The sequence below is a fragment of the Aquibium carbonis genome (assembly GCF_003970795.1).
GTDB classification, from domain to species: Bacteria; Pseudomonadota; Alphaproteobacteria; order Rhizobiales; family Rhizobiaceae; genus Aquibium; species Aquibium carbonis.
The window spans coordinates 1-1535 of the sequence record NZ_RWKW01000185.1; the positions used below are offsets into that span (position 1 = coordinate 1).

The 1535-nt window shown below is 65.6% G+C and carries 2 protein-coding genes; both read right to left on the reverse strand.

All coding sequences use genetic code 11. The features are described 5' to 3' along the window. Positions 1–1283 (reverse strand): AAA family ATPase (locus tag EJC49_RS25485; RefSeq protein WP_126702718.1); only part of this gene is annotated, 1283 nt, incomplete at its 3' end. A gap of 9 nt (positions 1284–1292) precedes the next feature. Further along, positions 1293–1535 (reverse strand): DUF6634 family protein (locus tag EJC49_RS25915; RefSeq protein ID WP_342635387.1); only part of this gene is annotated, 243 nt, incomplete at its 5' end.

A 1535-nucleotide genomic window follows, 5' to 3' on the forward strand; every position in this document is an offset into this window, starting at 1 on the left:
TCGATGGTGTTGGCCGTCATGATCCAGGAGATGTGCGAGAGGTCGCAGGGCGCGTCGATATACGGGTCGTGCCATCGCGCCGCAGTCTCGCGCTCGAGTAGCCCATGCAGAACGTCATGAAGGTTTCCGTTGTGCCGGCCGGTGCCGGCCTTCTCGATTTCGTCGAGGATGATGAGGGGACCGGCGTGGCGGTGGGTGCGGATCACGGCCACGGGAAGGCTCGGCTCACCGGTGGCCCACTTTCGCGTTGCGCCGCCATGCATGCTGTCCGACACGCCGCCGCAAGGAATCATCTGCCATGGGGTCTTCAGCACCTCGGCGAGCCGCCGCGCGAAGTGGCTCTTGCCGGCACCGGGCGAACCGATCAGGAGCGTCGGCCGAACGTGGACATTCTCGCGACCATCGAGATCCCGCAGGACGGTGTCGATCACCGACGCCGCGTAGGGAAACTCCTCGAGCAGGATTCCTCGAACCAGATTAAGGTCTGGAACCGGGGACAGAGGCAGCGCCTTGCGGATGAGATGCTTGTAGTCCTTGCCGACCTCGGCGCCTCCCTTCGCCGTCGCCATGCCGATGGTCCTGAAGACCACGACACCGTCTTCGCCGGAACCAGACCTGGACCCGTCCGTCGCCTCGTCCAGCGTCCGTCCCGCCCGGCCGCCCGGCGCCGATTCTCCCTGCACCTCCACAGTCGCGTCGAATGCCTCGCTGAACTCTTTTGCATAGGCGCCGACGTCCTGCAGGTAGTGGTTCTTGGCGAAGCTGATGCTCACTCCGGTTCCGTGCCAGTCTTCCATGCGGCGTGAATGCACGGCCCAGCCCAGGGAACGCCACACGAGGTCTCGACCGTGTCCTTGCCGGATATCCTCGAGGCCGAGCGCGGCGGTCTCCGCAGCCACGATAGCTGCCGCATCGGCATCGCCGGACGCCGCTCGGTAGATGCGGCAGCGCATCCGCCACGTGTCCGTGGGAAGGATCGCTTCATCTGAGTGATCCCTGAGTTCGGCTTCCAGCAGCGCGAGTGCCTCGGCGCCGGGAGCCAACGCGAGGCTATCAAGGATGCTCAGCAAGGAATCGAGCCCGGCCGCTTCACTGACGCGGATATGCTCGGCGGCGCGCTCTGAGAACTCCCTGATGTCCTCGCTCACATCGTCACGATAGAAGGGCATGCCCCGCAGCAGGTCGGCTTCGCTCGGAAGACGCGTCCCGGCAATCACCTGCTTGCTGCGGCGCTCGAAGTGAAGCTGCTGAAGCTCGGCTGAGGGACGGGAAGCGCGGGCCACGACGCGTCCTCATCCGTCCAGTTCGGTGCGGCTCACCTCGCGGCCGAGGCGATACCAGCGCGACAGGGTCCGCGCCCATGTCTGGTCCTCGGACACGAGCATGAGTTCCGAGGTGCTGATCAGCCTGTTCTCGCCAATAAGCTTCGGGTGGCCGGTGGACAGACCGACGAGGAAGACATTGTTCCCGAACGCCGGCGCCCAGCGATCGAGGATGGGAGGCTCGACGCCGGCCAGTTCCTCCGGCAGGCTTCC